The 24,131-nt window shown below is 66.0% G+C and carries 21 protein-coding genes; 7 read left to right on the top strand and 14 right to left on the bottom strand.

All coding sequences use genetic code 11. From position 1 onward, the window contains the following. The 6 genes from C7401_RS20300 to C7401_RS20275 all read right to left on the bottom strand — a co-directional run. Positions 1–248, bottom strand: a 248-nt coding sequence (locus C7401_RS20300) for a hypothetical protein (protein ID WP_146757959.1), incomplete at its 3' end; no start/stop codon positions are given. Positions 249–1,446: 1,198 nt separating this feature from the next. After that, the gene (locus tag C7401_RS20295) at positions 1,447–3,171 is read right to left on the bottom strand and encodes an acid phosphatase (RefSeq protein WP_112173177.1); all 1,725 of its coding nucleotides are present in this window, start codon (positions 3,169–3,171) and stop codon (positions 1,447–1,449) included. Positions 3,172–3,309: 138 nt separating this feature from the next. After that, positions 3,310–4,191, bottom strand: a complete 882-nt coding sequence (locus C7401_RS20290; protein WP_112173176.1) for a proteasome-type protease — start codon at positions 4,189–4,191, stop codon at positions 3,310–3,312. A gap of 68 nt (positions 4,192–4,259) precedes the next feature. Then, positions 4,260–5,060 carry a transglutaminase family protein gene (locus tag C7401_RS20285; RefSeq protein WP_112173175.1) on the bottom strand — a complete coding sequence of 267 codons (801 nt, stop codon included), beginning with the start codon at positions 5,058–5,060 and terminating at the stop codon, positions 4,260–4,262. A gap of 78 nt (positions 5,061–5,138) precedes the next feature. Then, positions 5,139–6,092, bottom strand: a complete 954-nt coding sequence (locus C7401_RS20280; RefSeq protein ID WP_112173174.1) for an alpha-E domain-containing protein — start codon at positions 6,090–6,092, stop codon at positions 5,139–5,141. 58 nt (positions 6,093–6,150) lie between these two features. Beyond that, entirely contained in the window at positions 6,151–7,557 is a 1,407-nt protein-coding gene (locus C7401_RS20275) for a circularly permuted type 2 ATP-grasp protein (RefSeq protein WP_112173199.1), read from the bottom strand. A gap of 297 nt (positions 7,558–7,854) precedes the next feature. Between C7401_RS20275 and C7401_RS20270 the strand changes: the two genes are divergently transcribed. Beyond that, positions 7,855–8,481 carry a DUF2459 domain-containing protein gene (locus tag C7401_RS20270; RefSeq protein WP_181565634.1) on the top strand — a complete coding sequence of 209 codons (627 nt, stop codon included), beginning with the start codon at positions 7,855–7,857 and terminating at the stop codon, positions 8,479–8,481. Here the strand turns inward: C7401_RS20270 and C7401_RS20265 are convergent. The 3 genes from C7401_RS20265 to C7401_RS20250 form a co-directional block, all read right to left on the bottom strand. Then, positions 8,475–9,941, bottom strand: coding sequence for a glycosyltransferase family 2 protein (locus C7401_RS20265; protein WP_112173172.1), 1,467 nt, complete (start codon positions 9,939–9,941; stop codon positions 8,475–8,477). The genes C7401_RS20270 and C7401_RS20265 overlap by 7 nt on opposite strands. Before the next feature lie 21 nt (positions 9,942–9,962). Then, a complete protein-coding gene (locus C7401_RS20260) occupies positions 9,963–10,580 on the bottom strand; it encodes a cytochrome b (protein ID WP_258397165.1) in 618 nt (205 codons plus the stop codon). A 359-nt stretch (positions 10,581–10,939) separates the two neighbouring features. After that, complete coding sequence (locus tag C7401_RS20250) at positions 10,940–12,403, bottom strand: catalase (protein WP_112173169.1); 1,464 nt, start codon at positions 12,401–12,403, stop codon at positions 10,940–10,942. Between the two features lie 429 nt (positions 12,404–12,832). On the opposite strand from C7401_RS20250, the gene phaP reads away from it, so the two are divergent. Continuing rightward, a complete protein-coding gene (phaP, locus tag C7401_RS20245; protein ID WP_112173168.1) occupies positions 12,833–13,396 on the top strand; it encodes a TIGR01841 family phasin in 564 nt (187 codons plus the stop codon). Positions 13,397–13,505: 109 nt separating this feature from the next. Here phaP and C7401_RS20240 read toward each other — a convergent pair whose 3' ends face one another. The 5 genes from C7401_RS20240 to C7401_RS20220 all read right to left on the bottom strand — a co-directional run bounded on the left by C7401_RS20240 (position 13,506) and on the right by C7401_RS20220 (position 18,066). After that, complete coding sequence (locus C7401_RS20240; RefSeq protein WP_112173198.1) at positions 13,506–14,546, bottom strand: alpha/beta fold hydrolase; 1,041 nt, start codon at positions 14,544–14,546, stop codon at positions 13,506–13,508. Between the two features lie 74 nt (positions 14,547–14,620). Continuing rightward, the gene (locus C7401_RS20235; protein ID WP_112173167.1) at positions 14,621–15,310 is read right to left on the bottom strand and encodes a FadR/GntR family transcriptional regulator; all 690 of its coding nucleotides are present in this window, start codon (positions 15,308–15,310) and stop codon (positions 14,621–14,623) included. A 126-nt stretch (positions 15,311–15,436) separates the two neighbouring features. Beyond that, the gene (locus tag C7401_RS20230) at positions 15,437–16,357 is read right to left on the bottom strand and encodes an aldose epimerase family protein (protein WP_112173166.1); all 921 of its coding nucleotides are present in this window, start codon (positions 16,355–16,357) and stop codon (positions 15,437–15,439) included. A 21-nt stretch (positions 16,358–16,378) separates the two neighbouring features. Further along, entirely contained in the window at positions 16,379–17,317 is a 939-nt protein-coding gene (locus tag C7401_RS20225) for an SMP-30/gluconolactonase/LRE family protein (RefSeq protein ID WP_373864448.1), read from the bottom strand. A 14-nt stretch (positions 17,318–17,331) separates the two neighbouring features. After that, the gene (locus C7401_RS20220; RefSeq protein ID WP_112173165.1) at positions 17,332–18,066 is read right to left on the bottom strand and encodes a ribonuclease activity regulator RraA; all 735 of its coding nucleotides are present in this window, start codon (positions 18,064–18,066) and stop codon (positions 17,332–17,334) included. Positions 18,067–18,590: 524 nt separating this feature from the next. On the opposite strand from C7401_RS20220, the gene C7401_RS20215 reads away from it, so the two are divergent. From C7401_RS20215 to C7401_RS20195, 5 genes are all read left to right on the top strand, one after another. Further along, the gene (locus C7401_RS20215; RefSeq protein WP_373864447.1) at positions 18,591–19,898 is read left to right on the top strand and encodes an MFS transporter; all 1,308 of its coding nucleotides are present in this window, start codon (positions 18,591–18,593) and stop codon (positions 19,896–19,898) included. A 69-nt stretch (positions 19,899–19,967) separates the two neighbouring features. After that, the gene (locus C7401_RS20210) at positions 19,968–20,792 is read left to right on the top strand and encodes an NAD-dependent epimerase/dehydratase family protein (RefSeq protein ID WP_112173164.1); all 825 of its coding nucleotides are present in this window, start codon (positions 19,968–19,970) and stop codon (positions 20,790–20,792) included. Positions 20,793–21,068: 276 nt separating this feature from the next. Next, positions 21,069–22,220, top strand: a complete 1,152-nt coding sequence (locus C7401_RS20205) for a branched-chain amino acid ABC transporter substrate-binding protein (RefSeq protein WP_112173163.1) — start codon at positions 21,069–21,071, stop codon at positions 22,218–22,220. Positions 22,221–22,448: 228 nt separating this feature from the next. Continuing rightward, positions 22,449–23,003 (top strand): RNA polymerase sigma factor, encoded by a 555-nt coding sequence (locus tag C7401_RS20200; RefSeq protein ID WP_181565633.1) that lies wholly within the window; start codon positions 22,449–22,451, stop codon positions 23,001–23,003. A 19-nt stretch (positions 23,004–23,022) separates the two neighbouring features. Next, positions 23,023–24,069 (top strand): FecR family protein, encoded by a 1,047-nt coding sequence (locus C7401_RS20195; RefSeq protein ID WP_181565632.1) that lies wholly within the window; start codon positions 23,023–23,025, stop codon positions 24,067–24,069. Positions 24,070–24,131 lie beyond the last annotated feature (62 nt).

The following is a 24,131-nucleotide window of genomic DNA, read 5'->3' as shown; positions in this document are numbered from 1 at the left end:
CCGGAGATGCGCCGCATGGTCCCGTCATCGGCCTTGATGCTGAAGACCGCGTCACGGCTCAGGAAGTCGGCGCGCAATAACTGCTGCGGGTGGGTTAGCTCAACATGGACGATGTTGGGTTCGCCCATCTTTTCGGTGGCAGTGAACGACACGACCGAAAGTTGCGCCGCGTTGTCAGAACCTGGTACCGCCAAGTGATAGGACTGGCGCCCCGAGATATTCTCAGGCAATAGATCAAATTCGGCCACGTAATCTCCATTTTAGATTAGCATTCCTAATTCTGCGCCCCCTGAATTTGTGGAACAGCAGACAAGTCCTAAATGCGGATGCGGATTGGGCAAAGTCAAGGCCGCTTGATGCCACGCAAGAGGACTCTGGCGCGACAAGTCACTTGCTCGCAGCCGTGCGGGCGTCAGCACTCGTACACGACTGGGGCTCAAGAGACGTTTCGGCGGAACACCGAACCAGATCGCGCAGGCAAGGTGTAGCGTTCAAGCGGTTACGGTCAGTCGCGGCGCGCTCGATGCGGTCTGCCACGATGGCCATACATTCGAAGAAGGCGCGCTGCCGTTCAAGGAGCAGGTACAGGAGCGCAATTTCGTCACTCAGTTCGTCTCGGGTATATCCAACAGGAAACTGACGTCGCACGTTTTCCGCTCCGGTTCAGGAACCGGCCCGAGCGGTGATATGAGGAAGTTGAGGTGAGCGGGCACTGAACAGGGTCAGCAGACTGGTGTAAGACGAGCAGCAAGCCTCTCGCCCCCCACCCAGGCCTGCCCAAAGGAAACCTGTGGGCAAGCAAGTAGCCCCAAGCCGTTGCGGGCGCGGCGGTCTAACTTGCCGGCGCGGATCAGCGCACGCACGAGTTCACGTTCACGCCTGCTCCCGTTTCTGTTGTTCGACCTTTACCTTCTGCACAACGGCCTTTTTCTGGCCTGCCGGATCGCCGCCGAACCGCTAGCGGAAGTACACGCCGATGCCCGTGGCTCCTGCGTGGCACTCCCCAAGAGCCCCTACCCGTTCCCCAGGGCGCAGTCATCGTCGGAAGCAGTGAGCTTCAGGAGCTACGCTTCGCAAACGATTTGAGAGAGATGTGCCCCCACGATTTTCCCCACAAAACACCCGCGGTGTCTGAATGCTACGGACACCCGGAGTCGGTGTACCAACAACCAAGTTATTGAATCTAAAAAGAATGCACGTTCGGGGGACTTGTGCACCGGGGGGCAAAGTTATCCACAGTATTTGGTGACAAACCTGTTGATAACCGCCTGGGGATCGCGCCAACTCATTGATCCCACGGAGAGTTCATCGCTTCGGTCGCGCTTGCATCAATTTGCGTTTCCTGTGAGCAGTCCGGCAACCGATGCGCAGGCGGCGCGAGAAGTTTCCCGACAAGCGCCGCCTTCGCCACATCGGAGCCCCCACGGCCCACCGCGCTCCAGCCACTCAAGCCAGGTCGAGCGCGGCCGTGAGATCCCCCGGCGGCACGTCCCCGCGCGAGGCGAACGCCTGATCGCGCGAGGCCACGCCGTCGAGCGGCACGAGGCCGTGCACGCGGCTGATGAAGCGCAGGATCGAAGCGGTGTCGTAGAACGTGTGATCGACGTAGCCCTTCTTCGCGAACGGCGCGATCACGAGCGCGGGAATGCGCGAGCCCGGCCCCCAGCGGTCGCCCACCGGCGGCGCAACGGGGTCCCACCAGCCGCCGTTCTCGTCGTGCGTCACCACGATCACGGTGTTCGCCCATTGCGGGCCGCGCTGGATGTGCTCGATCACGGCGGCGATGTGACGGTCGCCCGATTCCACATCCGCGTAGCCCGCGTGCATGTTCAGGTTGCCTTGCGGCTTGTAGAACGTGACAGCGGGCAAGCGCCCCGCGTCGATGTCCGCGAGCAGGCGGTTGGTGGACGGATCGTCGCCCGTGCCGCCGTCGCGCAGATGGCGGGCGCGTGCGGCCGTGCCCGGCGCAAAGTTCGCAAAGTAGTTGAACGGCTGATGGTGATACTGGAAGTCGGGCACCGCGCCCGTGTCGCGGTGATCGAGCGCGAACTGCCACGCGCCGCTATACCAGGCCCAGTCCACGCCCTTTGCCGAGAGCCGGTCGCCGATCGTCGCGTAGGTTTGCGGCGTGAGCACGCGCGGGTTGGACGGATCGGCCAGCGCCGGATTGCCGTCTTCGGCGGGCCGCACATTGCTCGGCTGATACGGCGGCGCCATCGTGTTGACAGCATAGCCGTCGGGCGTGAAGAGTCCGTCGTTCACAAACTTCGGCGGTCCGTCGAGCGCCGACGCCGGCGACTTCGGCGCGGTCTTCAGGCGCGTGCCCGTGGGATCGTCGCCCTCCACGACCGAGGCGAGATGCTTCGCGGCGCTCGCCTGGAGGTCCGGGTAATACGGCGCCTGCGCGGAAATCAGGAAGATATGGTTGAGCCACGAGCCGCCGAAGGCGGCCATGAAGAAGTTGTCGCACAGCGTGTACTGCCGGGCAATGTTCCAGAGCCGCAGCGTCTGCGCCGAATTCTCGTAGTAGCCCATCACGAGTCCGCCCGAGTCGCCCCACGCGGCGAACTGGTCGTTGCGGCCCGCGTTGATCTGCATCTGGTTCTGATAGAAGCGATGCACGAGGTCGCGCGTGATGATGCCGTTCGGCAACGGCTCACCGTGCGCGTCCACGATACGAAAGGGCTGGTTCGCGAGGCTGGGATGCGCATGCTCGTCGATCATGTAGCGCTTGCCGTCCAGCTCCTGCGCCTGAGGCACGAGGCCGCCCCAGATCTTCGGCAGTTGCGGCAGCGGCGTCTTGCCATCGCGATCGAGCTGCACATAGCGCTCGGCGCTCACACTGGCAAGCGGCGTCTGGACGCCGGGATAGTTGCCGTACAGATTGACGAAGCTGCGATTCTCCGCGTAAATCACCACGATCTGGCGCACCTGGTCGCGCAGCGCGGCATCGGCGCGCGCGTCGGCGGCGCTGCGGGTCGCGGCCGACGCGTTCTGCTCCGGTGTCTGGCAACCGCCCAGCGCAAGGCCCATGCCTACCGCGGCGAGTCCGCCGAGCACGCGGCGGCGCGCGGGGTCATCCGGGCCCGGGGTGGGCGTCGCGCCCGAAGGGCCGGTGGAAATGGCGTTGTCTGCGGGGCGCCCGGCTTGCGGGTCGTCGTCGTGCTTCATCAGCCTGCCTCCATGTCTTATCGGGGGGACGCGCGCCACGGCGCGCGGCGTACCGCGAATACTACGCAGGAGGATACCGGTTCCTTCGCCGCCAAGTCACGCGGGACGTTTGCCCACGCCGCCGCGCATGATTGCGTTTCAACCGTCGCGCGGCATGCGCGGCACGATCGCCGCCGCGTTTGGCTGCGCCTGCGCGAGCGTTTGCGCGGGGCGTGGATCGGGTGCCTGGCCATCGTGCGCCGCGCGCGGCGCGCAGGGTAAATCCGCGCGCTCGTGCCGCGGCACGTTGCCTTCGTCGGTCCAGAGCGGATCGGGAATTTCGCCGAACACCTGGCGCAGCCGCTCGCCCCACGTCGAATGGATCATCTGGAAATACGCATTCGACGAATCCAGCGACGCATAGCGCGTGACACGCAGCGAGTCGCGCTCGTACACGAGCAGGTCGAGCGGCAGGCCGACGGAAAGATTCGAGCGCAGCGTCGAGTCCATGGAGATGAGCGCGCACTTCGCGGCCTCGTCGAGCGGCGTGCGCGGCGTGAGCACGCGGTCGATGATCGGCTTGCCGTACTTGGACTCGCCGATCTGGAAATACGGATTGACGCTCGACGTCTCGATGAAATTGCCGGCCGCGTAGACCTGAAAGAGCCGCATGGGATGGTTGCCGATCTGGCCGCCCAGGATAAAGCTGCAATTGAAATCGACGTTGAAGCGCTCGAGGGCCTCGGCGTCGCGCCGGTGCACTTCGCGCACCGCCTCGCCCACCACGCGCGCGGCTTCGACCAGGGTCGGCGCGTTCCAGATCGTCGGGCGCGCCGCATCCTGGGGCTCGGTCAACACTTGCAGCGTCGCCTGCGTGATCGCGAGGTTGCCCGCCACGAGCAACACGAGCACGCGCTCGCCGGGCGTCTCGAACACGGCCATCTTGCGCGACGTGCTGATGTGATCGACACCCGCGTTCGTGCGCGTATCCGAAAGAAACACGAGCCCCTGCTCCACCGCCATTGCCACACAGTACGTCATGCGCCTCCTCTGCCGCGCGCCGTTTCACATCCGTCCGGCCACGCGCGGTCTTCGTTATATCGGGAAAACTATTGTTGCGACGCCTGCGCGCTCACCTGCACGCTGACGTCCAGCGTCTCCGCGGCGCCGCCCACGCGCCGCCCGCGCACCGGCGCGGCCGCCTCGTAGTCGCGCCCCACCGCGATCCGGCAATACTTCTCGCTGGCGAAACACGCGTGCGTGACGTCGACGGTCACCCAGCCGTTGTCGAGCCAGACGTCGACCCATGCGTGGCTCGCCATCTCGGGCACGTCGCCCGGGTCGAGGTAGCCGCTCACATAACGCGCCGGCACGCCGCGCGCGCGACACACCGCCAGCATCACATGCGCGTGATCCTGGCACACGCCACGACCTAGCGCGAGCGCGTCGGCCGCCGTGTGTGTCACGTCCGTGACGCCCGACTCGTAGCGCACACGCTCGGTCACGCGCGAAGCCGCGTCGAGAATGGCCGCCGCGTCGTCGAGCGGCGGCAGGCTGTGCGCGAATTCGGCGAGGGCCGCGTCGGCCTCGGTCAGTCGCGTGGGCGACGTGAAATGATGCATGGGCACCGGCCCCTCGCCTTCGGGCAAGCGGCCGTCCGGCAACGGCATGGTTTCCACTTCGCCGCGCACGCGCAGGCGGATTTCCGTGTGCGGACGCGTGAGCACGAGCGTCATCAGCGCGTTGCCGTAGGCGTCGCGGCCCGCGTCGAGCTTGCCCGGCGCATCGACATGCCATTGCGTGACGATCTGCGTGGACGTGGTGAGCGGCGAAAGCCGCAACTGCTGGATCGAATAGTGCACGGGCGCTTCGTAGCGGTACACGGTGTCGTGCCGGATCGCGAGTTGCATGACGGTTTTCCTCCAACAAGACGATGAAAATATCGATGAGCCGTATCGGTCAGCCGTATCGGTCAGCGCTCAACCGCCCTACCCGACCGGCAACATCAGATAGGTGCGCGCGACCTGATTGCCCAGTTCGTACACGCGCGCGAGGAACTGCGTGAGATACGTGTGCACGCCCATCGAGAAGATCTGCCGCAAATCCGCATAGAGCAGTTCGGCGCGCAGCTTGCCCGCCGTGCGTTCGACTTCGCGCGAGGTGCCGGTGCGCAACATGGCCAGATTCGCGCACACGCCGTCCAGCGAGGCGAGCAGCGAACGCGGCATCTGCTGGTTCAGGATCAGCAACTCCACCACGCGCGCGGGCGTCACCACGTCGCGGTAGACCTTGCGATAGATTTCGAGCGCCGAAACCGAGCTGAGAATCGAGGTCCAGTAGTAGAAGTCTTCGAGCTGGCGCGCGGCCGAGCGCGAGTCGGCGTTCTCCACTTCGACGAAGCGCACGTCGAGGATGCGCGCGGTGTTGTCGGCGCGTTCGAGGAACGTGCCGAGCTGCGTGAAGAACAGCGCGTCGTCCTGCAACGCCGTGCCAAGACGCACGCCGCGTGAGAGATGCGAGCGGAACTTCACCCATTCGAACAACGCGTCCGGATGCGATTCGAGCTCGCCGCTGCGCAAACGCTCCACGAATTGCAGCCAGGTGTCGTTGATCGTTTCCCACCATTCCGTCGTGAGCGTGCCGCGCACCGCGCGCGCGTTCTCGCGCGTCGCTTGCAGGCACGAATAAATGCTCGACGGATTCGTTGGGTCCGCAACGAGAAACTTGAGCACGTTGCTGCTCGTCGTTTCTTCGTGGCGTGCGTCGAAGGACGGCTCCAGTTCGGAAATACGCAGCATCGCGCGATGCGTGCGCGCCTCGGCGTCCGCGCTGCCCGGCAGCAGCAGCGCCTTCAGGTTGATGTCCAGCATGCGCGCGGTGTTCTCCGCGCGCTCCATGTAACGGGCCATCCAGAACAGATGATCGGCAGTGCGGCTCAGCATGATCGGACCTCTTCTCCTTGAGCGTGCGGCGTAGGCAGCGAAATCACAGGCAATGAAATCATTCGAGCACCCAGGTGTCCTTGGTCCCGCCTCCCTGCGACGAGTTGACGACGAGCGAGCCCTCCTTGAGCGCGACGCGCGTCAGTCCGCCCGCCGCCATCTGGATCGTCTTGCCCGAGAGCACGAAGGGACGCAGGTCGATATGGCGCGGCGCGATGCCCGCTTCGACGAAGGTTGGGCAAGCGGAGAGCGACAACGTGGGCTGCGCAATGTAGTTGCCGGGCCGCGCAATGAGCCGCGCGCGAAACGCCTCGATTTCCTCGCGCGTCGAAGCCGGGCCGACCAGCATGCCGTAGCCGCCCGCGCCATGCACCTCCTTGACCACGAGATCCGGCAGATGCTCCAGCGTCCACGCGAGATCGTCGGGACGGCGGCATTGCCAGGTCGGCACGTTCTTCAGGATCGGCTTTTCGCCCAGATAGAAGTCGATCATGTCGGGCACATACGGATAGATCGACTTGTCGTCGGCCACGCCCGTGCCCATCGCGTTGGCGAGCGCGACGCGGCCCGCGCGGTACGCCGTGAGCAAGCCCGGCACGCCGAGCGCCGAGTCGGCGCGAAACGCGAGCGGGTCGAGAAAGTCGTCGTCCACGCGCCGGTAGATCACGTCTACGCGCCGCGGCCCCTGCGTCGTGCGCATGAATACATAGTTATCCTCTACGAAGAGGTCCTTGCCTTCCACCAGCTCGACGCCCATTTGCTGCGCGAGAAACGTGTGCTCGAAATACGCCGAGTTGTACATGCCGGGCGTGAGCAGCACGACGACCGGGTCGTCCGCGCCATCGGGCGCGACCGAACGCAGCGTATCGAGCAGCAAATCGGGATAATGCGCGACCGGCGCCACCTTGTGCTGCACGAACAGTTCGGGAAAGAGCCGCATCATCATCTTGCGGTTTTCCAGCATGTAGGACACGCCGGAAGGCACGCGCAGATTGTCTTCGAGCACGTAGAACGCGCCGTCTCGACCGTCGCGCACGATGTCGATGCCCGCGATATGCGCATACACGCCGAGCGGCAGGTCGATGCCCTGCATCTCCGGCCGGTACTGCGCATTGGTGTAGACCTGCTCGGCGGGAATCACGCCGGCGCGCACGATGTTGCGCTCGTGATAGACGTCATGCAGAAACAGATTGAGCGCCTGCACGCGCTGGCGCAGACCGCGTTCGAGCAACGCCCATTCGTCTGCGGGAAAAATGCGGGGAATGAGGTCGAAGGGAATCAGCCGCTCGGTGCCCGAAAGGTCGCCGTTCACCGCGAACGTGATGCCCACCCGCCTGAACAGCAGGTCCGCCTCGGCGCGCTTGCGCGCCATCGTCTCACCAGTCTGCTTTGCCAGCCAGCGCTGGAAGCGTTCGTAGTGCGGGCGCACCGCGCCCTCGTCGCGCATCTCGTCATAGACTTGCATCGGTTCGTTCTCGCGCGTGAATGCAGTGTCGCCCGGCATTTCGTCATTTTCGTGACATTGCGACGAGATGCCCTGCGCGCTGCGGTACAAACGAAAAAGCAATTGATATGCCATCGCGCAAGCCGTCATGGATGCGCCCAATTGGTGCAACTCGGGCATGATCGCTGTATCGAAACGGCGCGCGCCGGTGTGCGGCTACGCGCGCGCCTCAAGGTGGTGCACCCTGACATGAACGGAACCGGCGCTACGCGCCCACGCCCACTGCGCATCGCGGCTTGGCGAGCGAGTTTCGCACTGATGCTCGCGTTCGCGCTCGCCGCGTGCCCTGTTTCGCGCGCCGCGCCGCTCGCGACTGCGCAACCGCCGGCCGAAACACCGGCACGCACCGCTATCGCCGTGGTTCAAGGCGAGTGGCACACCGATATCTGCTTGAGGAAAGACGACGCCAACGCCTGGATCGCGGCGCTCGCGCGCGGCTTCGACGAGGCGCGATTCTTGTGCTTTGGCTTCGGAGAAAAGCGTTTCATGGTCGAAGGCCGCCACGATCCGCTCACGATGCTGGGCACACTCACGCCCAGCGAAGCGGCCATGCAGATGACGGTGCTGCGCGCCACGCCGGAGAGCGCATTCGGCGTGCAAAACGTCGTGGAAGTGCCCGTGGACGACGCCGGGCTGGAAGGCCTGCAACGCTATCTACGCGCCTCGTTCGCAACGGACGCGGCAGGCGCGCCGCAACGGCTCGACAACGGCCCCGATGACGGCAGCCTCTATTTCGCGGCGTCGGCGACCTATGACGCCTTCCACACCTGCAACACGTGGAGCGCGCACGCATTGCGCTCGGCAGGTCTCGCGACGGTGCCCGACACGCTGTTCGCCGGGAGCCTGATGCGCGAAGTGCGCGCCACGCTGGCGCGGGCTCACTGAGACGCCGCGCCCTCGCGATTACGCGCCGCCGCAAGGCCGGTGCGCCGCTGCACACCCCATTTGCGCCGCCCAAGCAGGAAGTGCAGCCAGCCGAGCGCCGCGCCGCTGTGGCGCATCAACTGGAACGAGAACGGCTCGAAGATGGCGGCCAGCAGCGCCATGCCGAAGCTCGAATGCGTGCGGTCGCCGCTCCAGCGCCGGTAGAGATGAACCGAGTACAAATGAAACGCGAGATCGATGGCGATCTTGCCGACGATCACGCCGAGCACGGGCAGCACGATCGTGAAGCGGCCGTCGAACAGAAAGCCGAGCAGCAGCGCAAACGCCGTCAAACCATAAATCGGCTGCACGGTGTCGAACGCCTTGACCGGCAACATCATGAGGCCGAGCTTGCCATAGCGGCGATTGCCGGTCATGTCGCGATACCAGTACTGCGTTTGCAGAAAGCCCGCGAACCAGCGGCGCCGCTGGCGCAGGAAGCTCGCGAGCGTGCCGGGCGCGTCGGTGCGTGCGCGGGCCGTGCCGAGCACGCGCACGTCCCAGCCAAGACCTTCGCGCGCCGAGTGGCGGCGCAGGCGGTGGATCAGTTCGTAGTCCTCCACGAGGCAATGCGGGTCGAAGCCGCCCACGGTCATCACCGCGTCGCGGCGAAAACCCGCGAACGCGCCGGAAACGAGCAACAGGCTGTCCGCGCGCATCCACGCAAAGCGCGAGATGAAATTGCGGATGTACTCGTAGGTCTGGAACCACTGGAAAAAGCGCCCGCTCAGTGTATGGTCGCAAACCGGCGTGAGCAGCCCCGCCGCCGCCACGAGTTCGGGCTCGCTGCCGAACGCGCTCGACATCGCGGCGCAGGCGTCCGGTTCGAGCAGCGTGTCGGCGTCCACGGTCATCACCGTTTCGGTTTCGATGGCCAGCAACGCGGCGTTGAGCGCGCGGGCCTTGCCGCCGTGCGCGAGCCTCAGCCAGCGCAAGCTCGGGTATTGCGGCGAAGGCGCACTCAACCGCCCTTCGCCGGGATCGGCGAGACCATAGCGGCCGGTGAGCAGCGCGGCGGTGCCGTCGGTCGAGCCGTCGTCGGCAATCACGATCTGCGCGGGCGCGCGCGTTTGCGTGAACAGTGCGTCGAGCGTGATCGGCAGCACCGCGGCTTCGTTGTGCGCCGCGACGATCACGCCGAGCGCAGGCAGCTTCTCAACGCTAGCGGCACTGACGTTCGCGGGCGGCGCGAGCAGCACGCGCGCTTTCCACGCGACGAACAACAGCAACACCGTGTCGTAGACGACATAGGCAATGCCGGTCGACCACGCGACCACGCCTTGCAGGAAGAACGCGCGCGCGAACAGCACGAACCAGAGCACCATGACACTGAGATGAATCACGATGCTCGCCAAAGGCGTAGGAGGCGGCGCGAGGCGCGGCGACGTGCGCGCGAGCGCCTCTTGAAGCGTGTTTTTCAAGTCGTACCCTTCTCGTGTTGCTCAAGGCATCATCCGGCGCAGCACCGAATGACGGTCGATCCATTGATGCTTGAGCGCGCCCGCAATGTGCAGCGCAAGCACGCCGTAAAGCGCATAGCTGCACGCCGTATGCAGCGCGCCGAACTGGTTGTGCAACTGCTCCTTGGTGGCCGGATCGAGATTCATGATGAAGCCGATGCGCGGCCATTGCACGAGGCCGAACAGATACATGGGATGCGAGGCGGCGGCAACCCACGCGGAGTCGTGCAGCCAGCCCGAGAGCGGCATGGCGAAGATCAGCACATAGAGCGCGACATGCGCGGCATGCGCCGCCGCGCGCTCCCAGCCCGGAAACTCGCGCGGCAACGGCGGCGGGCGATGCGTGAGACGCCACAGCACGCGCAGGATCGCGAGCCCGAGCACGGTGATGCCGATCGACTTGTGCGTGTCGATCACGAAGCGAATGGCGGTGTCCGACAGCGTGCCGTCGGGCAGAAACGCGGCCGTGAGACCGAGCGCGACGTTCGTGAGGATCAGCAGCGCGATCAACCAGTGCAGGAGCACCGCGACGCGCGTGTACTTCTGCGCGCCGGCGGCGGCATCGGCGAAAGCGGATTCGGCGGAAAGGGAAGTTTTCACGTGAGCGTGCGGTAGCGGGACAGTAGGGATAACGCGGCGCGCGGCAAATTTATTCCCGCCGCGCAACGCCTGCCGCCGGGCCTGCGCGATGCGGCCCCGAGGCGACTCGCGCATTATGCGCTCTCGCGCCTGACGCCGCAGAAGCCGCCAGATGGCAGGCCTGCCAGTTTCGTCGCGGTAACGACGCGTTCGGCGCCGGCGCGCCGCCATGCAACGGCAAAACCCATGAAACGCGCATGAAACGTGCATGAAGCGCACATGAAAAAACCGGAACGGTGCGCAAGCCCCGTTCCGGTTTTTTCCATCGCTATCGCGTCAAACCGGCGCGTGCGGTGCGACCGCCGCGCGCCGTCGGCAGCTTACTTCCCGCTGCCCGCCTTTTTCTCGATCTGCGCGCCCACGGCCTCGTCGATCTTCTTCCAGTAGTCGAACACGCGCTCGCGCACGGGGCTGCCCACGCCGCTCAGGCTCGCCACCACCTGGTCGATGAGCGACTCGCGCTGCTTGTCGTTGAAGACGTTGCGCACGAGATCGCCCGGCTGGCCGAAGTCGTCGTCCTCGGCGTGCAGCGTGTAGGCGCTGCGCACCAGGTCGCCGTCGGCTTCCCAGCCGTCGTCGGCGGCGCCGGTCGTGTCCGCCCACGGGCGGCCGAAGCTGTTCGGCACATAGGTAGGCGCGTTGCCGCTATGTTCGTAGGTCATGTTGCCGTCGAACATATAGGTCTGCACCGGCACCTTCGGACGGTTCACCGGCAACTGATGGAAGTTCGTGCCGATGCGCGCGCGCTGCGCGTCGTTATAGGCGAACGCACGGCCCAGCAGCATCTTGTCCGGCGAGAGACCGATGCCCGGCACCGTGTTGCCCGGCGAGAACGCGGCCTGCTCGATCTGCGCGAAGAAGTTCTCCGGGTTGCGGTTGAGCGTCATCGTGCCGACCTTGATGAGCGGATAGTCCTTGTGCGACCACGTCTTCGTGAGATCGAACGGGTTGAAGCGGTACTTCTTCGCCTCCGCGTACGGCATGACCTGCACGGAGAGTTCCCATGCCGGAAATTCGCCGCGCTTGATCGCCTCGAACAGGTCGCGGCGATGGAAGTCCGCGTCCTCGCCCGCCTTGGCCGCCGCTTCGGCGTTGGTGAAGAACTGCATGCCCTGCTTCGTGTGGAAGTGGTACTTCACCCAGAACTTCTCGCCCTGCGCATTCACCCACATATAGGTGTGCGAGCCGTAGCCGTTCATGTGGCGCCAGGTTTTCGGCAGGCCGCGCTCGCCCATCAGGTACGTGACCTGGTGCGCCGACTCGGGATTGTTGGTCCAGAAGTCCCATTGCATCTCGGCGTCGCGCAGGCCCGAATCGGGCAGGCGCTTCTGGCTGCGGATGAAGTGCGGGAACTTCATCGGGTCGCGCACGAAGAACACGGGCGTGTTGTTGCCCACGAGGTCGTAGTTGCCCTCGGTCGTGTAGAACTTCAGCGAGAAGCCGCGCACGTCGCGCCACGTGTCGGGGCTGCCCATTTCGCCCGCGACGGTCGAAAAACGCGCCAGCATTTCGGTGGACGCGCCTTTCTGGAACAAGGCGGCCTTGGTGTAACGCGAAACGTCTTCCGTGACCTTGAGCTCACCGAATGCGCCCGCGCCCTTCGCGTGCGGCTGGCGCTCCGGCACTTTCTCGCGGTTGAAATGCGCCATCTGCTCGAGGAAATGCACATCGTGCAGCACGATCGGGCCGTCGGGACCGATGGTCAGCGAGTTGCGGTCGCTCACTGCCGGCGCGCCCGTGCTCATCGTCGATTGACCGAGGGACTTGTCGTTCGAAGCACCCATTACCACTCTCCAGAGGATTCGCGGTGGCGGCCGCGCGTGCGCCGCCGGGTCGATTGCCTCGGCGAACGCCGAGCGCAAGCGCCACCACCGCTAGATTGGGGGACCAACCCGGGCCGCTTGTGTGACGCTTTCGCCGCCCGGGCGAACGCCCATTCTGCCCCGTCTGGCAAAGCGCTGCGCTTAAGAGGATCAAGCGCGAACCGGCGCGCGGCGACGGCGTTCGTCGGCTTGAAAATTTCCACCCAGAATCAGGCGTTTACATAATTGTTGCGACGCACAAAAAGTTCTTGACACGAATTATGGTTGCGTTAATATGAACTCGATTGCTGCATCGCACAAAACCTTCTCTGCGCGAACCGGTGATCGATCCGAAAGTTTTCTCTTTTTCGTAACGAAACCGACGCGTAGCGTCCCTACAGGAAAGACGACATGACTCTGCCGACCCCCGAACAGTTCGCCGCAACCCAGAAAGCCGGCCTCGAAACCCTCTTCGGCCTGACGAGCAAGGCATTTGAAGGCGCGATCAAGCTCGCCGAACTCAACATCGAAACGGCCCGCTCGGCGTTCGCGGAAAGCCAGGAACAAGCCCACCGCGCGTTCTCGGCCAAGGACCCGCAAGGCTTCTTCGCCGCCCAGGCCGGCTTCGCCCAGCCCGCCGCCGAAAAGGCACTTGCTTACGGCCGCAGCGTGTACGGCATCGTCTCGGCCACGCAGGCTGAGTTCGCCGCCGCCGCCCAGGCGCAGTACGAAACGCAGCAACGCACGCTTGAAACGCTCGTGGACAGCGCCGCGAAGAACGCCCCGGCCGGCTCGGAAGCCGCCGTCGCCGCCGTGAAGTCGGCGCTCAACGCCGCCACCAGCGCTTACTCGTCGGTGAACAAGGCCGCCAAGCAGGCTGTCGAATTCGCGGAAAGCAACTTCGACGCCGCCGGCAAGGCCGCGACGAAGGCCGTCGCGCAAGCGTCGGCACGCGTTGCCAAGCAGGCAGCGTAAGCTTCGCTTGCCGCCGGCGGGCAACGCCGGCCGGTCCCAAGACGGGCGTGGGCCTCGTGCAATACGAGGCTTCACGCCCGTTTGTCTTTGGTGCGCGCGTGGCGCCTGGTCAGCGCTCGCAGGTTTGCGTATCGAACATCGTCGCCAGCGCGCAGCCCGACGTGAGCATGCGCGCGCCGTCGTGCCCCACGCCCGGAACGATATGGAAGGTCTGGTTCAGGTTGCCCGGGTGGCGCGCTTGCAGGTAGCGAAAGAAACCTTGCGCGCGCGCCACGCGTTGCCCGCCCTGCGCCTGGGCGGCGCACGATTTGTCGAGTGAGGCCGAGGCCGGGTTGTAATCATTGCCACCCACGAGATAGACGATGCGGCGCTTCACGTACTCCGCTTCGAGCTGAGCGGCGCTGCGCCCGGCGATGAACGCGGGCCGGTCCTCCATGCCGTATTTCCAGCGGTCGAATCCCGGGCAAAACGACGCGTCGAAGGCCGCGGGCGCGCCATTCGCATCGGGGCGCTGGCCGTCGAAATACGCATACGACGAAGGGCTCGCCACCACGAAGCGCACGTCGATGCCCTCCGCCGCAAGTGCGGCGGCGCGCGACGCGATCGCATAGCGCTGCAACACCTGCGCGCCGCCCGAGTGCCCGGCGAACACGATCGTTTTCAGATTGGGAAAGAGACGCCGGTCGGCGAGATGCCGCTCGATGTCGTCGAGCACGGCGTAGGAACTCACTGGCACGCCGCTCGCGGCGTTCGCCCCGGCCATCCACGCATTGCCCTTCCAGCTCAGGAGGTCGCCCGGTGCGTCGTGCGCGCGCACGTCGGCGCCGCTCAGGAATTGCGGCGCGACGAGCAAGGTGCTCGCGGCATCGACGCCCGCCAGTTCCCGCGCGTGCTGGGCGGTGTGAAAGTAGGTATCGGCGTTACGCAGCCTGCCATGCACGATGACCACGGCGCGTTGCACGTCCGGCTGCGGCACGTTCCAGTCCGCGCTTAGATAAAGGGGAAACTGCGCGTGGCCTTGCGGCGTGTCGATGGCGAGGCGCGCGTCGGCGATCGTGTCGACGGGCCGCAGCGGCCGCGCCTGCACCGATGTCGTCGCAGCGACCAGAGCGGTCGCGATAACCAGCCGGCGCAGGACATTCAAACGCATGGAGGCGCTCGCCGCAAAAAGGCAGACAAACAGACGGCGCACACGCGCCGTCTGCGCAGGAGAAACGCGGACGCTCAGGAACCGAACATGCGATTGACGGCGCGTTCCAGGTGCGCGCGCATGGCCGTCGCGGCGCGCTCGGCGTCGCGCGCCTGGATGGCTTCGAGCACTTCGAGGTGTTCCTGCTGCACGAGGCGCTGGCGTTCGATCGACTTCACGAGCGAGAGATTGCGCGAGAGGTTCATGCTGAACACCATCTGCTCCTGGATGCCCGAAAGCGCCGTGATGAAGAACTGGTTCTTCGAGGCGCGCGCCACGGCCATGTGAAACGCGAAGTCGTCTTTCGCGCCGATGCCCGAGGTTTCGATGATGGTTTGCAGGTTGTCCCATTCGCGCCGGATCGCGGCGATGTCGTCGTCCTCCGCCTTCTGCGCGGCCAGCGACGCCGCGCCTGATTCGACCACCACGCGGTACTCGTAGCAGCGGCGAATGTCCGACAACGTTTCGAGCGGCGCGAAGCGGCGCACGTCCGGATCGGGCCTGCGCATGACCGTCGTGCCCGAACCGTGGCGCGTGGCGATGATGCCGTCCGCGCGCAGTTGGGCGAGCGCCTCGCGCACCGTGGGGCGCGAGGTCGCGAAGCGCTCCGCGAGCATGTGCTCGGTCGGCAGGCGCTCCCCTTCCTTGTATTCGCCCTCGATGATGCGATTGAGGATGTCGCTGTAAATCCGCGCCGGCATATTCGGCGCTTTCTGCTCAGACATGATCGGACGGTGCACTTTGGGTTGTCAGGAGTGTCGTCAATTGTAAGTCATATGGCGAGCCGGTAGCGCGCCCGCGCCCCCGTCCAGCCCCGTTTTACGCCTGTTGCAGCCCGTTCGGGCGTGTTTTTAAGCCGCTTTACCAATTTGCGCGCTCACGCGCATGCGCAGCGCCGCCGTTTGCGTCTCGCCCGGCGCGAGCCAGCGCAGGCCAAGCCCCGTGTGAATCGCGTCGGGCAAGCCAAGCCACGGCTCGACACAGTAGAAGTCCGAATCGGGCGCGAGCGTCCAGGTCGTGACCGCATACCACGACGTCGAACCGGGCCGCCGCAGATCGATTTCGATCGCGCGTTGCTGCGCAGGCATGTCGATGCGCACGGGCGCATCGGGCTCGCCGTCGAGGCAATGAAAGCGGTCGATGATCTGCGGGTCGTCGAAACGGTAGTGCGTTGCGCCCGGTGCGGGCGCGGTCGTCGCGCCGTCCGGCAACTGGCGGCGATGGACGTTGCGCGGCAGCGTGATCGTCGTCTCGCCGCGCTGGCCGTGCGGCAGCGCGAAGTAGAAGTGATGGCCCGCGTAGTACGGCAAAGGCGTGTCGCCGGTGTTTGTCGTGGTCAATTCCACGTCGAGCGTCGATTCGTCTTCGAGCCGGTAAGCGGCCTCGAAGCGAAAGCCGAACGGGTAGACCTCACGCGTCGCGGCGTTATCGGTGAGCGTCATGCGCACGCCGTCGCCTTGCGGCGCGACCTGGGCGGCAAACGGCAGGTCGCGCGCGAAGCCGTGCAGCGGCACGTCGCGCACGACGCCTTGCGCATCGCGCCACCGGCCCATGCGGCCGTCCACCCAATGCCGCGCGATGAAAGGAAACAACAGCGGATTGCCGCCGCGGATCAGGCCCGGCCGGCTCCAGTCCGGCGCATCGGGCCAATGGATGATGTGCGCGCCGCCAATCGTCCACGAGAGCAGACGCGCGCCCGCCTGCGGCGCGACGAGCAGCCGCGAAGCGCCGCGCGCGAGTTCGATGACATCCTGGTTCTGAAACTGCGGCATGGTTCGCTCGATCGGAAGGAATCAGACAGCCGCGCGCAGCGCGCCCGCGAAATCGGGCTCGGGCAAGCCGCGCACGCCCGCGTCGATGGCGAACACCAGGCCGTCCTGCGCGCCGGGTTGCGGCGGGCAGATCGTCGTGACGTACAGCACGTCGAGGTTCGCACCGCCGAACGCACACATCGACGGCTTCGCAACCGGCACGGACACGCTGCGCTCCAGCCGCCCGGCGGGCGTGAAGCGCAGCAACCGGCCCGCGTCGTTCGCGCAGATCCAGTAGCAGCCATCGGCGTCCACCGCCGCGCCGTCGGGCCGACCCGTGTAGTCGTGCAGGTCGGCGAACACGCGCCGGTTTGCCGGCACGCCGTCGTCGATGTCGTAATCGAACGCCCAGATCACGCGGCTCGACGGATGCGAGTCGGACAGATACATCGTGCGGCCGTCCGGCGACCACGCGAGGCCGTTCTGCGTGCACAGGCCCTCGACCACGGGAGCGGACAAGCCCTCTTGCGCCGTGTAGCGATAGAGCTTGCCCGCCGGATGCGGTTGCGCGGCGTCCTGCACCATCGTGCCCGACCAGAAGCGGCCCTGGCGGTCGCAGCGGCCGTCGTTGAAGCGCATGTTCGCGGCGTCGTGCGCCACGCCCGCGAGCGCATGCACGCTCACCTCGCCCGTCCGCGCGTGGGCTGCCGGCTCGTGCAAGGTGACCGCGAAGAGTCCCGTTTCGAGCGCCGCGAGCACAGCGCCGTCACGCGCGAACGCGAAGCAGCCGATGCGCTCGGGCAGCGCCCACTCGGTGCGGCGCGACGTATCGAGCGCGTAGCGCACGAGCGTTTGCGCAGGTATGTCGACCCAGTAGAGCGCGTTTTCCCCGGCGCGCCACACGGGGCACTCGCCCACCGAGGAGCGGCGCGCATCGCGCGTTTCCAGCGCACGCGCCGCCATCGTCCCCACGTCGCTCATGATGGCTTGCGTGCTCAACGTTGTGCCTTCTTCCAGTCCTGATAGGCGGCGAGGGTCGCCTCGTTCGGCGGATACGTGCCCGGCAGCGCCGCGCCTGCCTCGATGCGCTCGGTGATGAAGCGTTCGAGCGTTTCCTGCTCGGTCGCGTCGCGCGCGACTTCCTCGGCCAGATGACGCGGAATCACGACCACGCCATCGGCGTCGCCCACGATGATGTCGCCCGGATACACGGCCACGCCGCCGCAACCGATCGGCACGTTCAGATCCACGGTGTGGTGCTTGCACAGATTGAGCGGCGCGGAGGCGCCCGCGCAAAAGACCGGAATGCCGAGCGCGGCGATGGTCGCGCTGTCACGCACCGGGCCGTCGGAGACCATGCCCGCCACGCCGCGCACCTTCATGCGCGTGGCGAGGATCGAGCCCATCGAAGCCGCATCGGTCACGCCACGGCAGTCCTGCACGAGCACCGCACCCGCGGGCACGGTCTCGACGCCCTTGCGCTGCGGATGCTCCGGGTTCTGGAACGCGCTCAACTGATCGAGGTCCTCGCGCGCCGGGATATTGCGCATCGTGAAGGCCGGCCCGACCAGGTTGGGCGCGCCCGACGCCGGTGCGGCGAGCGGCTTCACGCCATGCAGGAAGACGTTGCGCAGGCCGCGCTTGAAGAGTTGCGTGGTGAGCGTGGCGTTGGAAACGTGGCGCAGTTGTTCGAGCGCGGCGTCGCTCACGGGGATGGCGGGGGAATTCATCGTGTCTCGTCCGTTGTCGTGTGTCGTGGTGCGCGTGGCGCAAGCAGGCGGCTCGAAAAACTGTCGAGCAGATGGATCGCATTGTTGTAATACAACACGAAAATTGTCAACCAGCCATTGCGCTGCGGGCGAGCCTCGGATGTATGACGACTCGGTGCCGAAACGACCGGACGCGCCAGCCGCACCATCGTAAAAATCGTCCGCGAAAAACGTGCGATAGATCAATAAACATCGAGCCAACCCGAGCAGAGGCCGCGCCGGGCGTCCGACCCCGATCCGGCACCAGGGAAATCCCCAGCGCATCAGGATTTGCTTTACAACTTTACCGCAAATAGAATGATGTCTTACATGAAGGGTCCGGTTCACGCGCGGCACGACCCTTCCTCGCGGCCAGCAGGAGACCAGCGGCACAAGCAGCCAGCGGCCAGCACGGGGCGCCACGCACAGAAACACATCCATTCGGGCTCCCCTTCCGGCACGGCCACGCGCCGGAAGGGGAGCCCGCCAACAGCAGGAGACGAGCAGTGCAACGCAAGACAATCAAGGGGGTGCGGTGGTGGATCATCGGCCTCATCATGATCGGCACCATCTTCAACTACCTCGCGCGCAGCTCGCTCGCGGTGGCCGCACCCACGCTGACTGAAACGCTTCACATGACCACGCAGCAGTACTCGTACGTGGTCACGGCCTTCCAGGCCTGCTATGCCCTCGCCCAACCCATCGCCGGCTTCGTGCTCGACTCCGTGGGCATCAAGATCGGCTTCGCGATCTTCGCGTTCGGCTGGGCCATCGCCAACATGCTGCACGGCCTCGCCGGCAGCTGGCCCGCGCTCGCCGCGTTCCGCGGCATGCTCGGCCTGACCGAAGCCGCGATCTTCCCGGCCGGCATGAAGGCCATCAGCGCATGGTTCCCGGCCAAGGAGCGCTCGGTCGCGACCGGCTGGCTCAACACCGGCACGTCGATCGGCGCGATGCTCGCGCCGCCGCTCGTCGTGTGGTGCATTCTCAAGTTCAACTGGCAGTTCGCGTTCGTGCTGACGGGCGGCGTCGCGCTGATCTGGGTGGCGCTGTGGCTCGTGTTCTTCAAGATGCCCGCCGAGCACCCGCGCCTCTCGCAGGAAGAAGCCGAGTACATCCGCGAAGGCCAGACCGCAGCGCAGAAGTCCACGCAAGGCCGCCGCGCCTCGTTCAAGGAAGTGCTCAAGACGCGCCGCTTCTGGGGCATCGGCATTCCGCGCATGCTCGCCGAGCCGGCATGGCAGACCTTCGGCGCGTGGATTCCGCTGTACATGGTCACCGTGCGACACATGAACCTGAAGGAAATCGCGCTGTTCGCGTGGATGCCGTTCCTCGCCGCCGACCTCGGCTGCCTCGTGGGCGGCTACCTCGCGCCGCTTTTCATCCGCTGGTTCGGCTGCTCGCTCATCACTTCGCGCAAGCTCGTCATCACGACCGGCGCGGTGCTGATGGTCGGCCCGGCCTGCGTGGGGCTCGTGGCAAGCCCGTACGCCGCCATCGCCCTCTTCTGCGTCGGCACGTTCGCACACCAGACGATTTCGGGCGCGCTGTTCACGCTCGCCTCCGACGTGTTCGGCCAGCACGAAGTCGCCACCGCCACGGGTCTCTCGGGCATGTTCGGCTACCTCGGCGCGACGGTGTTTTCGCTCATCGTCGGCGCAGTGGCCAGCACGATCGGCTATAACCCGTTGTTCGTATGCCTGATGCTGTTCGACATCATCGGCGCCTGCGTGGCGTGGCGCCTGATCTCGAACGAACAGAAGGACAACGCGGCCAGTCCCGCACTCCAGCCCTCGCATAACGTGAAGGCTTGATCGACATCATCACTGGCCGGCGCCCGCGAGGGCGCCGGCTTTCGGCATTTCCATGTGAGGACAATCACCGTGAAGAAAGTTGCATTGACCGGCGCGGCCGGCCAGCTCGGCACCGTGTTGCGCAAAGGCCTGCACGAGCGCGGCGTGAACCTGCGATGCGCCGCCGGCTCGAAGCCGCTTGAACCGCTCTTCGCGGGCGAGGACGTGATGCACGGCGACCTGCGTCAGCCCGACGTGGTCGACCGCCTGCTCGACGGCGTCGACGTGCTGATCCACATGGCCGGCACGAGCGTGGAACGCCCCCTGCCCGAGATCATCGAAAACAATCTGCGCGGGCTCGTCGAAGTCTACGAAGGCGCGCGCCGCCACGGCACGAAGCGCATCCTGTTCGCGAGCTCGAACCACGCGATCGGCATGTACCCGGTGGAAGACAAGCTCACGCTCGACTGCGCGTTCCGCCCGGACGGCTTCTACGGCCTTTCCAAGGCGTGGGGCGAATCGCTCGCGCGCCTCTACTGGGACAAGCACGGCATCGAGACCGTGAACGTGCGCATCGGCAGTTGCCTGCCGAAGCCCACTGAGTTCCGCCACCTGAGCACGTGGTTCGGCCACGAGGACCTGTTCCATCTCGTCGATCGCGTGATCAACGTCGATGAGATCGGCTTCGCCGTGGTATGGGGCGTGTCGAACAACACGCGCAGCTACTGGATTCAGGAAGGCGCGCACGACGACGCAAAGCGCCTCGGCTACGAGCCGAAGCAGAATTCGGAAGACTGGGCAGCCGGGATTCTCGCGAAAGACAATCCGCTCGACGCGGTGGCGCAGCGCTACCAGGGCGGCAGCTTCGCGAGCTTCGATTTCACGCCGCCGGACCAACGCGGCAAGCGCGCCTGATCGCCCGCCTTCCAGCCTGTATGCAGAAGCGCCCATTGCGGGCGCTTTTTTTTCGCCTCGCAAAGCCCCGCCACCAGGATTGCCGGACAAGCCGGCGGCTGTCCGACTATGCCGAATTCGGCATCGCCGCTGTTTATTTCCTGCAAGACCCGGCAGCTTTTGGACTCTTATATTGCTCAAAGCCGACCGCGAGAACCGGAACGCGAGGGGCAGGTGCCCGCAGAACCGTCAGGGGTGCAGGTACTGCACGATCCATCATTGAGGAGCACAAATATAATGAAGTTCCGTACCACAGCCATAGCCGCCGCCGTCATCCTGGGTACAACCCTGGCAGGCGCATCGAGCGCCTTTGCCGCCGCGCCGGTCGAAGTGAAGATCGGCTTCGCCGCGCCGCTCACCGGCGGTCAGGCTCACTATGGTGCCGATTTCCGCAGCGGCGTGCAGCTCGCGATCGAGGACATGAACGCGACCAACCCGGTGATCGGCGGCAAGTCCGTGCACTTCGTGCTCGACGCCCAGGACGACCAGGCCGACCCGCGCACCGGCACGACGGTCGCGCAAAAACTCGTGGACGACGGCGTGGTCGCCGTGATCGGCCACTACAACTCGGGCACGAGCATCCCGGCCGCGCCGATCTACGCGAAGGCGGGCATTCCCGAAATCGCCATGGCCACGGCCCCGACCTATACGCGCCTCGGCCTGCCCACCACGTTCCGCCTGCTGACTTCGGACACGCAGCTCGGCAGCGTGCTCGGCGACTACGCCGTGAAGGGCCTCAAGTTCAAGCGCCTCGCGATCGTCGACGATCGCACCGCCTACGGCCAGGGCGTGGCCGAAGAGTTCACCAAGGCCGCGAAGGCGGCGGGCGCCACCGTGGTCGCGCAGGAATACACGAGCGACAAGGCCGTGGACTTCCGCGCGATTCTCACGAAGATCAAGGAGGCAAACGTCGACGCGGTGTTCTACGGCGGCGCGGACACCCAGGCCGCGCCCATGCTCAAGCAAATGCGCTCGCTGGCGATCAAGGCGCCGCTGCTCGGCCCGGACATGGTCCAGTCCGCCAACCTGATCAAGGTCGCGGGCGAGGCGTCGGAAGGCACGCTGGCCGCGTCCGAAGGCAGCCCGCTCGCCCAGATGCCGGGCGGCAAGGCGTTCTCCGACCATTACACCAAGCGCTTCAGCCAGCCGGTGGAACTGTACGCGCCGTACGCCTATGACGGCACGATGGCCGTGTTCAATGCCATGAAGAAGGCAGACTCGACCGATCCGAAAGCCTTCCTCGCCGCACTGAAGGCGACCAACATGAAGGGCATCACCACCTCCGAACTGTCGTACGACCAGTATGGCGACCTGAAGTACGGCGGCGTCACGGTGTACAAGGTCGTGGGCGGCGAGTGGAAGCCGTTGCAGACCGTGGGCACGAAGTAAGGGGTTCCGGTCAATCGCGCGCGGGCGGAGGTGGGTTCTCCGCCCGCGCGGCCGTTTACGGCCGGAACGTCGCGGCCAGAACCTTGCGGCCCGAATCCCGCCGATCCGGCAGGAATCACGCCGCTGGACTTGCACGAAAACGCATAAACGATAATAATTCTCATTCGTAAAAATCGTAAGCGACCTGAAACCCGCGCCCGGACAGCGGCGGCTTTCTGCCAACCATTCGTGCAGCCATCCTCCAGCCTCGCCCACGCGTTCGCCGCGCATTACCGTACGCTGCTTGCGTTCGCGCGGCGGCGCATGCGCTCGGCGGAAGCGGCCTCGGATCTCGTGCACGACGCGTTCGTCAAGGTTGCCTCGCTGCAAGACTCAGCCGAGATCCGGCAGCCGCGCGCGTTCTTCGTGCGCGTGATCGAAAACCTGCTGATCGACCGGTTTCGGGAAAGCCGGACGTCCTCGCACCTGCACGTCGACATGCTTGCGCACGACGACGATAATGACGCCTGCCCGGAGCTGGCCGTCGATCCGGTCGACCCCAGCCAGTTTGCCGAAGCCTCGCAAACCGCGCGGGCGCTCGAACAGACGGTGAACGCCCTGCCGCCGCGCTGCCGCGAGGTCTTTCTGCTGCGCAAGGTGCACGGGCTTTCGCACGAAGCTATCGCGCAGCGTCTGCAAATCAGCAAGAACATGGTCGAAAAGCATCTGCGGCGCGCGCTGCTGGACCTGCTCGAATTCGATCGCGACGCGCATGGCGCAGGCACGCCGTCCGACCATGACTAAGGATCATCAGCACGCGGGTATGCCCGATTCATTCCCAGCCGACCTCGCCGCCGACGCGCAAGCGGCCGCGCGCACGCGCCGCATTCGCGCGCAGGCCGCCGTGTGGATCGTGCGTATCGACGCGGGCCGCGCCCGGATAGACGACGCGCGGCTTGCACGCTGGTGCGCGCGCTCCCCGCAGCATGGCAAGGCCTTCGAAGCGGCGCTCAGGCAGTGGCGCGAGGCCGATGCGCTGCGCGCGACGGCGAATGCAAAGTGCGCCCCTGCGGGCAACATCGCGAAGCCGCGCACGAAGGCGGCTTTCCCGCGCTTTGCATTCACCGTGCCGCGCGCCGCGTTTGTCGCACCGTTTGCCACCGCGATCGCGGCGATCGGCATAGGCGCCGCGCTCTATGCGCACGCCCCCGACTACGCAACCGCACCAGGCGAATTGCGCACGCTCGCGCTCGCAGACGGCACCATCGCGAAGCTCGACGCGGACTCGGCCATCGACGTGCGCTACACGCCGAACGAGCGCAGCATCGTGCTCGCGCGCGGCCGCGCGGCCTTCGAAGTCCGGCACGGCGACCCGCGCCGCTTCGTCGTGCATGCGGGCGGCGGCGAGATCGTGGATATCGGCACGGCCTTCCAGGCGAGCACGCCGTCGCTCAATCCCGCGCGCACCGGCGACGTACTCGTGACGGTGACGCAGGGCCGCGTGGCCGTGCGCAACGCGGCCGGCAGCAGGGAAGCCGTGGCCGGTCAGAGCGTGGCGTTCGGCGACGGCGACCGTGCGCCCGCCACGGTGGGCGTGGACCTTTTCGCCGCCACGGCATGGCAGCGCGGCCGCATGGTGTTCACCGACGCGCCGCTCGGCGACGTGGTCGCCGCGCTGAACCGCTACTGGAACGGCCACTTCGTCTACGTGCGCGGCAGCGCAGCCGCCCTGCGCGTGTCCGGCAACTTCGCCATCGGCGCGCCCGCGCGAGCGCTTGCCACCCTCGCTGAAACGTTGCGTCTGCAATCAACGCAGATCGCGGGCCGCATCGTCATTCTCTCCGCGCCGGAGGCAGCGGCAACGCAGTAGCACGCACCGCGCAAAAAAATATTTTGCGCGAGACATCCGGTTTCCTGGCGCTCAAACGTCTA

The sequence above is a fragment of the Paraburkholderia unamae genome (assembly GCF_003268775.1).
In the GTDB taxonomy this organism is placed as follows: Bacteria; Pseudomonadota; Gammaproteobacteria; order Burkholderiales; family Burkholderiaceae; genus Paraburkholderia; species Paraburkholderia unamae.
Note: the sequence above shows the minus strand (reverse complement) of the source record. Positions and strands in the feature narration are given on the sequence as shown.

Coding starts and splice junctions, on each gene's coding strand:
- C7401_RS20295 (WP_112173177.1), bottom strand. CDS start 3,171: ATGAAGCACGACGACGACCCGCAAGCCGGGCGCCCCGCAGACAACGCC.
- C7401_RS20290 (WP_112173176.1), bottom strand. CDS start 4,191: ATGACGTACTGTGTGGCAATGGCGGTGGAGCAGGGGCTCGTGTTTCTT.
- C7401_RS20285 (WP_112173175.1), bottom strand. CDS start 5,060: ATGCAACTCGCGATCCGGCACGACACCGTGTACCGCTACGAAGCGCCC.
- C7401_RS20280 (WP_112173174.1), bottom strand. CDS start 6,092: ATGCTGAGCCGCACTGCCGATCATCTGTTCTGGATGGCCCGTTACATG.
- C7401_RS20275 (WP_112173199.1), bottom strand. CDS start 7,557: ATGCAAGTCTATGACGAGATGCGCGACGAGGGCGCGGTGCGCCCGCAC.
- C7401_RS20270 (WP_181565634.1), top strand. CDS start 7,855: ATGCTCGCGTTCGCGCTCGCCGCGTGCCCTGTTTCGCGCGCCGCGCCG.
- C7401_RS20250 (WP_112173169.1), bottom strand. CDS start 12,403: ATGGGTGCTTCGAACGACAAGTCCCTCGGTCAATCGACGATGAGCACG.
- phaP (WP_112173168.1), top strand. CDS start 12,833: ATGACTCTGCCGACCCCCGAACAGTTCGCCGCAACCCAGAAAGCCGGC.
- C7401_RS20240 (WP_112173198.1), bottom strand. CDS start 14,546: ATGCGTTTGAATGTCCTGCGCCGGCTGGTTATCGCGACCGCTCTGGTC.
- C7401_RS20235 (WP_112173167.1), bottom strand. CDS start 15,310: ATGTCTGAGCAGAAAGCGCCGAATATGCCGGCGCGGATTTACAGCGAC.
- C7401_RS20230 (WP_112173166.1), bottom strand. CDS start 16,357: ATGCCGCAGTTTCAGAACCAGGATGTCATCGAACTCGCGCGCGGCGCT.
- C7401_RS20225 (WP_373864448.1), bottom strand. CDS start 17,317: ATGAGCGACGTGGGGACGATGGCGGCGCGTGCGCTGGAAACGCGCGAT.
- C7401_RS20220 (WP_112173165.1), bottom strand. CDS start 18,066: ATGAATTCCCCCGCCATCCCCGTGAGCGACGCCGCGCTCGAACAACTG.
- C7401_RS20205 (WP_112173163.1), top strand. CDS start 21,069: ATGAAGTTCCGTACCACAGCCATAGCCGCCGCCGTCATCCTGGGTACA.
- C7401_RS20195 (WP_181565632.1), top strand. CDS start 23,023: ATGCCCGATTCATTCCCAGCCGACCTCGCCGCCGACGCGCAAGCGGCC.